This window comes from Xanthomonas sp. SHU 199 (genome assembly GCF_000364665.1).
Lineage (GTDB): Bacteria > Pseudomonadota > Gammaproteobacteria > Xanthomonadales > Xanthomonadaceae > Xanthomonas_A > Xanthomonas_A sontii.
The window spans coordinates 1-8,072 of the sequence record NZ_AQOI01000663.1 but is presented as its reverse complement, the minus strand read 5'-3'; the positions used below and the strand labels follow the sequence as shown (position 1 = coordinate 8,072).

Annotated in this window: 5 protein-coding genes; 1 reads left to right on the top strand and 4 read right to left on the bottom strand. The window is 66.4% G+C overall.

What is annotated here, in order from left to right; translation table 11 throughout:
* Positions 1-1,209 (top strand): DEAD/DEAH box helicase (locus D183_RS25255; protein ID WP_039728685.1); only part of this gene is annotated, 1,209 nt, incomplete at its 5' end.
* Positions 1,210-2,452: 1,243 nt separating this feature from the next.
* Here the strand turns inward: D183_RS25255 and D183_RS0118885 are convergent.
* From D183_RS0118885 to D183_RS0118870, 4 genes are all read right to left on the bottom strand, one after another.
* Entirely contained in the window at positions 2,453-3,634 is a 1,182-nt protein-coding gene (locus D183_RS0118885; RefSeq protein WP_017910374.1) for a vWA domain-containing protein, read from the bottom strand.
* On the bottom strand, positions 3,631-5,946 hold the full coding sequence (locus D183_RS0118880; RefSeq protein ID WP_017910373.1) for a DUF5682 family protein: 2,316 nt from the start codon (positions 5,944-5,946) through the stop codon (positions 3,631-3,633). The genes D183_RS0118885 and D183_RS0118880 overlap by 4 nt, the downstream gene beginning before the upstream one ends.
* A gap of 14 nt (positions 5,947-5,960) precedes the next feature.
* Entirely contained in the window at positions 5,961-7,043 is a 1,083-nt protein-coding gene (locus tag D183_RS0118875; RefSeq protein WP_017910372.1) for an ATP-binding protein, read from the bottom strand.
* 26 nt (positions 7,044-7,069) lie between these two features.
* Positions 7,070-8,072 (bottom strand): DUF5691 domain-containing protein (locus D183_RS0118870; RefSeq protein ID WP_017910371.1); only part of this gene is annotated, 1,003 nt, incomplete at its 5' end.

Below are 8,072 nucleotides of genomic sequence, written 5' to 3'. Positions count from 1 at the left end.
GACGTGATCTACTCGTACTCGATCTTCCGCGCCATCAAAGCCGGTTACGTCAAACGAATCAAGGCCGTTCAACTAAATCCTCGGACACTTAAGTACGTTCGAGTTGAAGATGGCGTGGAGATAGAAGTAGGTCTGGAAGAAGTAAAGCGCCTTGGAGAAGACGATGCAGGCTTCCGCCGAAGCATCGTCACCTCGCAGGAGACGTTGAACACGATTGTCGATGCCTCGCTACGAGAGCTCTATCGACTCCGAGAAGCGACAGGCGAGGGGCGGCTGAAGATAATCGCTTCGGCGTTGAACTATGACCACTGCCATCAAGTGGTAGCGGCCTACCGCGCGCGCGGTTGTCGTGCCGACTTTGTCCATTCACGGGAGGGGCAGGCAAACGCTAAGGTAATGCGTAAGCTGGAAAATCACGAACTAGACGTGATTGTCCAGGTTCGCAAGCTTGGGGAAGGATTTGACCACCCGCATCTCGCGGTCGCTGCTGTTCTCAGCATTTTCTCTAACCTCTCGCCGTTTGTTCAGTTCGTCGGGCGCATCATGCGGGTAATCAAACAGAATGCGCCGAACGACTCCATCAATCAGGGCACCGTCGTTTTTCATGCAGGCGCGAATATCGCCAGACAATGGGGTGACTTCCAGCAGTTTAGCGAAGCCGACCAAAGCTACTTCGACCAACTCCTCCCATTGGAGGGTCTCGACCCGAATTCAGCGGACGCCGAGACACAATATGAGCCCCGAGACGACCTGCCCCTGCCGGACGTGCGTTCGCAGTCAGAGGTCGCTCTTGAAGAGATGCACCTTGTCACTCCAGACGCTGCAGCTGCCATCGAACTTCTGAAAAAGCAGGGAATCATCGAGGCAGACTTTGACCCTGAGACGCAGATCCTCAAACCAGTACCAACTACCAAAGTTGCAAAACGGCAAGCTGCTCGCCAGTCACTGAACGAGCGAATTCAGCGTGCCACTGGAGTTCTTCTTAAGCGTCATCAGATCAATCCAGAAGGCAAACAGCTCGACCGCAAGCACGTGGGACGGACAAACTACGTGATCGTGTCCGCCGCCCTCAGCACTCGCGCGAATGCTGCTGTCGGAAGGAAGGCGGGCGAGCGAAGCGAGATGTCTCAAGCAGATCTCGACAAGATTGACGCGGAGTTTGGCGCGATTATGGCTGCCGTGGAAGCCGAGGTGATCAATGGCGCTTAAAACGCTTATAGATAACGTTACGGTCGACAGAGCAATCAAGTCGCATAACTGTCAGGCGAACAAGCGCCACCGTATTCATCAGGGGGAAGTCCGACTCAATGTCGCGGAGGGCAGAGGCTGGAAGCGCTACTGTGTCGCCTGTGCGGTCCAGATCATAAACCGGGATATAGCTAAGCTGGAGGCGCTGAAAGAGCTAAATCCTGAGGCGTGAGCCAGAGAGGGGCTGGCGGGGTGTATCCCGCCCCCCAGTGCACAATTAGAATGCCTCCAACCTACCGCGCGCTACTTGGGTGTGGTGGTCCATCATCTCGACTTCCGAGTGGTGTAGGGGCAGTGCCCTACGGATAACACCTCACCCGCGCAAGGCTCGCCAGCGCTCGCGTCTTTGTCTAATTCAAGGTGCTTCCTCTTGGTTATGATCCCGGCAACAGGGGAGGGGTCATGGACGCTCGAGCATTTTTCGTTGTGCTAGCCGCAATCGCTCTGCCCGCTTATGGGCAGCAGGTTTACAAGTGTGTAGCCGGCAAGGCAGTGACCTATCAGTCCACGCCCTGTGCGTCGGGTGCTGCCGTCAAGGCCTGGGACGCTACTCCGGTTCCTGAGCCGTCCAATGCTGAATTGTGGCGTCGCTACCGCTTGCAGCGGGAGCTGGACCGTCGATACGCCGCGCAGCATTCTGGCGGCGGCTATGGCGCATCTGTCTCTGGCTCCCAGTCTGGTGGCGCCTGTGAGACTGCGAAGCGTCAGCGTGAGGCGGTCTATGCTGCCGCTGGGTTGCATCGATCGTTTGAATTATCTAGTCAGATGGACAACGCCGTCCACGATGCATGCAAGTGATCGGGGTGCAGGAGCTTGCCTTGCTAATGCGCTTATTCCGCCATCTGTCCGAATGTGTCACGTAAGTCCGTGGCATCTGCACGCCAAAGCAGGCCTGTCAGTCTCCGCTCGGGGATTCGTTCACCAGTTGGCGCGACTAGGTCGCGACCGGCGCAAGTCGCCAGCCCGCCCAGTGGCCGTGCAGGTCGATGTGGTTGTCGATGACGTGCCGGGCGTGTGCCTGTGCACAAGTGGTTCGGGCAGGGCTTACCGGATCCCAGCACGGTGGCCGGCGATTGATGTCCTAGGTTAAGCCAGACCCAGCGCAGCCGCTGCAGGGCCACGCGCTTTATTTCGCATAATGTATCTTATGTAAAAAAGCGACTGGAGTAGAAGCATCCTCCAGACACCATTAGTCCCACCAACCTCACCGCACCGTCACCAATCCCTGCGCCCCCGCCCACTGCTGGATGTCGTCACGGCGGATCGCCGCGGCCATCAAGCCTGGGAATGCGTCCGGGGTGCAGGCGAACGACGGCACGCCCAGCGCCGCCAGCTTGGCGGCCAGGGCGCGGTCGTAGGACGGTGTGCCTTCGTCGCTGAGGGCCAGCAGCACGATGAACTGCACGCCGGATTCGACCAGTTCGCGGGCGCGCGCCAGCAGCCGCTCCTCGACGCCGCCTTCGTACAGGTCGGAGATCAGCACCAGGATGGCGTTGTGCGGTTCGCGGATGATGCTCTGGCAATAGCTTACCGCGCGATGGATGTCGGTGCCGCCGCCCAGTTGCACGCCGAACAGCAGGTCCACCGGATCGTCCAGTTGCTCGCTCATGTCGACCACGTCGGTGTCGAACACGACCAGGCGCGTGGACACTGCCGGCAGCGAGGCCATCACCGCGCCGAAAATGCTGGAATACACCACCGAGGCGGCCATGGAGCCGCTCTGGTCGATGCACAGCAGCACTTCGCGTTGCGGCTTCCTTGCCTTGCGGCCGTAGCCGACCAGGTCCTGCGGCACCACGGTGCGCAGGTCGGGTTGCCAGTGCCGCAGGTTGCTGCGGATGGTGCGGTGCCAGTCGATCTCGGCCAGCCGCGGGCGGCGGTTGCGGCGGGCGCGGTCCAGGGCGCCGGTCACCGCCGAGCGCATCGGTTCCTCGAGCTGGCGCAGCAGGCTCTCCACCACCTGGCGCACGACCATGCGCGCGGTGTCCTTGGTCTGCGCCGGAATCACCTGGCTCAGGCCGATCAGGTTGGCGACCAGGTGCACGTCGGGCTGCACCTGCTCGAGCATTTCCTTTTCAAGCAGCATCTGGGTCAGATCCAGGCGCTGCAGGGCGTCGCGCTGCATCACCTGCACCACCGACGAGGGGAAGTAGCGGCGGATGTCGCCCAGCCAGCGGGCCACATTGGGCGAGGAGGCCCCTCGCCCGCCGCGGCGCCCCAGGCCGCCTGGGCCGTCGGGCTCGTACAGCGCGGCCAGCGCCTGGTCGATGCCCTGCAGCGGCTTGGGCAAGGCGCCGCAACTGGATTCGGCCTCCTGCCCCAGGATCAGGCGCCAGCGCTGCGCGCGCGAGGTGGGCGTGTCGGGTGTGGATGGCGTGTCGGTCATGCGGGCAACCCCAGCAGTTCGCGCAGCGTCGGCACCGCGCGCTCGGCGCGGGCCAGGTTCCAATCGTGGACGACAGCGGCCTCGGTTTTCTCCACCGGCGCCTGGCGCACGCGCGTTCCCAGGTCGCGGCGGTCGGCGGGCTGGAAGGCGGCGAAGGTGCGCCGCACCAGCGGCAGCACGCGCACCAGTTGCGCCTCGTCCAGCGCCACGACCCAGGCGTCGATCATCTGCCACACGGCATCGTCGTGCAGCAGCACGGTGGCGTTGCGGTTGAGGAAGCCGTCCAGCCATTGCGCGGCCTGCAGCGGTTCGGCGCCCGGCGACAGGTGCTGCTGCAGTTGCAGGTGCACGGTGGTGCCCTGCACCGCCTGGGTGTCGAACAGCAGCCGCAGGGCGACGCCCTGCAGCAAGGCGTTGCATGCCGGCGACAGCGCCACGCGTTGCAACGCTTGTTGCCAGTTGGCGCTGCCGTCCGCATCGTCGCGCAGGCCGATGGCGCGATCGGCGTCCAGGACGATGCTGCGCGCCTGCTCGGCACGGGCCTCGTCGAGGCTGGACAGCGCCAGGGTCAGGCCGATGACCGCGCGCGCCAGCATGCTGTCGAACAGGTGTGCGACCTGGTTGCCCTCGGTCTGGCGGACATTGCCGTAGCGGTACACGTTGGCCAGTGGCGGCAGTGCGCCGAGCAGCGCCAGCGGGTCGGCATCGGTGGCGGCGCGGGCCTCGAGCTCGGCGGCGATCGCGCTGACCGCCTGCGGCAGATCGGCCAGCAGCACTTGGTCCACCAACGCGGACAAGGCCGGCAGCGCCTCGGCCTTGCGTGCCTGTGCGGTGGCCATGCTGGACGCGGCATCGGCCAGGGTCTGCCCGTGGCGGCTGGCTTGCACCAGGTCCACGAGGAACTGCGGCTGCCAGGCCAGTTGCCAGATTTCGTGGAAGGTGCCGCGTGCGGACTGCCCGGTGCGCGCCAGCCGGCCCCATTCGATGCCGATCAGGCGCAGCCGATGCAGCAGATGGCTGCGTGCCAGGTCGGTGTCCTTGCGCAGATCCAGATCCAGGGTCTTTTCCAGCGCTTCGGGTTTCAGGCGCAGGCGCTTCTGCTGCGCCTCCAGGTCGCGCTGCAGCGGCACCGCCGGCACGCTGTCGGGTACCTGCCCCAGGGCATCGCCGACCATCAGGCGCTCGCGGATGAGCCGCATGGGCGCATCGTCGCCGTTGCAGATGACCGCGCGGCTGGCCTCGGCGATGTCGTCCAGGCCCGGGGCCGGATGACCACGCAAGGCAGCCAGGGTGTCGGCCAGGCGGGTCGCCTCGATCAGGTGCGCCGACGAGCAGTCGAGTCCGTGGTCGCGCAACAGGCGCCCCACCCGCGCATACCAGCCGACGGCGCGTTGGTCGTGGACGCCACTGCTGCGCCACAGGTGGTCGTACCAGCCCGGCGCTTCCACGCCGGCGCCGTAGCCGCTGTCCATGCTCAGGTGGCGATAGGTCCATGGCACCCAGGTGCTCTGCGTCTTGCGCTTGGGCATGGCCTTGAGCAGGCGGCTATCCGCGGTGGCGCTGTTGGCGCGCAACGCCACCGGCTGCAACGCCGGCACATGCCAGGCGCCACAAACCACCGCGACACGCGCGAACGCCTTGCTGGCGCTGCGCAGCGCGCTGCGCATGTGGGCTTCGCGCACGGCCTCGTGTTCGCCGCGCAGGCCGGGATGCTCCGGCGTGTGTTCGCGCACGGCGGCCATGGCCTCGGCGATGGCATCGAACAGCCCCTGCCCGTCGCCCCGCTCTTCCACCATGTGGTTCCACCAAGCCTCGCCGTCGGCATGGCCGGCGGCACGCGCCAGCCAGTCCAGCGGATCGGACGGGCGCACCTCGGCGCGCTCGTCCTCGGGTGCGTCGGCGTCGTCCTGCGCCGGTGGCGGCGTGTCCGCCGGCTCCGACGTTTGGTCTGCAGGCGCAGCCACGCGCTCGGCACGCGCCTGCGCCTGCCATTCCAGGGTCAAGGCCGGCGGCACGTCCATGAAGCGTACCTCCACGCCGTTGCGCAGCGCCCAATGCATGGCCTGCCATTCCGGGGAGTACGCGGCATACGGATGGAACACGGCCAGTTGCGGGTCGTCGACGCAATAGGACAGCAGGGCCACCGGCGGCTGCATGCCCTCCTCCAGCACGTGCGGCAGCAATGCTTCGGTACCTGCCGGCCCTTCGATCAGCACGCAGTCCGGCTGCAACGCCGTCAACGCGGCGACCAGGCTGCGCGCGCAGCCGGGACCGTGGTGGCGAATGCCGAACAGGGAGATGGCGTCGCTCATCGAGGCCGGCTCGCTCAGGCCTGCTCGCGGAACGCGCGATACAGGTCCTTCCAGTCCTCGCGCTCCTTCACCACGGTTTCCAGGTATTCCTTCCACACCAGCGCGTCCTGCACCGGATCCTTGACGATGGCGCCGATCATGCCGGCGGCCATGTCGCCGGGGCGCAACACGCCGTCGCCGAAATGGCCGGCCAGGGCCATGCCGTTGTTGATCACGGAAATGGCCTCGGCGGTGGAGAGCGTGGCGGTCGGGCTCTTCAGCTTGGCCTTGCCGTCTTCGGTGACGCCATTGCGCAACTCGCGGAAGATGCGCACCACCCGCGCCACTTCCTGCAGCGCCGGCGGCTCGGCCGGCAGGTCCAGCGCCGCGCCCATTTCGGCCACGCGCTTGCGCACGATCGCCACTTCGTCCTCCTCGCTGGACGGCACCGGCAGGATCACGGTGTTGAAGCGGCGCTTCAGCGCGCTGGACAGTTCGTTGACGCCCTTGTCGCGGTTGTTGGCGGTGGCGATCACGCTGAAGCCGCGCACCGCCTGCACTTCGCTGCCCAGCTCCGGGATCGGCAGGGTCTTTTCCGACAGCACGGTGATCAGCGCGTCCTGCACGTCGGCCGGAATGCGGGTGAGCTCCTCGATGCGGGCGATCTTGCCCAGGCGCATGGCCTGCATCAGCGGGCTCGGCACCAGCGCCTTCTCGCTGGGCCCGTTGGCCAGCAGCTGCGCATAGTTCCAGCCGTAGCGGATCTGCTCTTCGCTGGTGCCGGCGGTGCCCTGTACCAGCAGCGTGGAATCGCCGCTGATCGCCGCGGTCATGTGTTCGGACACCCAGGACTTGGCGGTGCCCGGTACGCCGAACAGCAGCAGGGCGCGATCGGTGGCGATGGTCGCCACGGCCACTTCCATCAGGCGGCGGTCGCCGATGTACTTGGGGCTGACCACGAAGCCGTTCTCCAGCGTGCCGCCGAGCAGGTAGGTCACCACCGCCCAGGGCGACAGCTGCCAGTTGGCAGGCCGCTGGCGGTTGTCCTGGCGGCGCAGTTCCTCCAGTTCCTCGGCGTATTGGTGTTCGGCGTGCTGGCGCAGGACGGCGGTGCTCATGAGGTCTCCAGTGGAAGGCGTAAGGATCAGGATGCGGCGTGCAGGCTCTGGCGCAGGACCAGGAGCTGGCGGGCCTGCTGCACGCAATCGAGCAAGGCGGCGCTGGCGTCCGCCGGCGGATCGGCCACCTGCACCCGCGGCAATGCGGATGGATGCAGGACGGCGAGCAGTTCCAGCAGCGCGTCGCGCAGCAGATAGTCGTGGCGCAGCATCGGAGCGCCGAACAGCGAGCCCAGGTCTGTCGCCAGCGACTGCGAATAGGCGGCGCTCAAGTGCTGGCCGTGGGCGGTGCCGGCCAGCACCTCGCCGAGCAGCGCCTGCCGCTGCAGTTGCGCGGTACTCGGCGGCCAGTAGCGCTCGCGCCGCTCCGGCGGCAGCAGGGCCAGCAGCTCGCTGGGGCTGCGCTGCCGTTGCTCCACGTCGAGCAGGGCTTCCACCCAGGCTGGCTCGCTGGCGTCCACCTGCTCCAGCCAGGCACGCAGCAGGGCGGCGTCCCACTCCGTGGTGCGGGACCAGGCCAGCACCTCTTGCGGGGTCTTCTCCAGCGTGCGGCACCACCAGGCGAGCGGCAACTGCCGCGCCAGTTGATAGAGCCACCAGGCGCGCTCACCGAGCGCGTCGCTGTCGGGCCGCTTGCTGTCGATGGCCGCCTCGTTCCAGCCGGCATCGGCCGCCCTCGGCGCCTCCAGGGTCCAGGTCACTCGGCGCAACAGGCCGGTGCGCTGCTGTTGCAATACCGCCGACATCTGCGCCTGCAGGTACTGCGCATGCGCGGTGGACGGCAACCGCGCCAGCATCGGCCCGGCCAACTGGCGGACCTCGCGGCTGCGGTCCTTCAGCAGTTGCTGCAGGAACGGCGCATCGGCCTCGCACAACTGCGGCCGCAACGCATCGACGCAGGCGGCGCGTTCACGTGCGGACAGTTCCTTCTGCGCGTCCTGCAGGCGCTGGCGCGCGCCGTCGGGGTCTGACGCGCGCAACTGCCGCAAGGCCAGCAGGCGCGCATCGAACGTGCCCTCCTCCCAGATC